Raw genomic sequence first — 235 nt, 5'->3', positions numbered from 1 at the left:
CAAGATTAACATACAAATCGTCCAACAAGGTTTAACACATGAACGCAAAAACACGCGATGACTTATTGACTACCAATAACAGCAAAACAACATGGAAAGACCCCAAACGCTATTTATGGCTATTGAGTCCTGCTGTCCCTGTGATTGGTATTGCCGCATTAAGTGCTTATGCCGTTGCCCCTAAACGTTTACGCGCTTTAGCATGGGTTGGTCCAGCATTGGTGCATGGCGTTAT

The 235-nt window shown here is 43.8% G+C and carries 1 protein-coding gene; it reads left to right on the top strand.

Annotation, left to right across the window (positions count from 1 at the left end; translation table 11 throughout):
* Positions 1-38: 38 nt before the first annotated feature.
* A partial coding sequence (locus H5993_RS09380; protein WP_204777129.1) for a hypothetical protein occupies positions 39-235 on the top strand: 197 nt, incomplete at its 3' end.

Source organism: Limosilactobacillus alvi, from assembly GCF_016900115.1.
Taxonomy (GTDB): domain Bacteria; phylum Bacillota; class Bacilli; order Lactobacillales; family Lactobacillaceae; genus Limosilactobacillus; species Limosilactobacillus alvi.
This window is presented reverse-complemented; position numbering and strand designations above follow the sequence as displayed.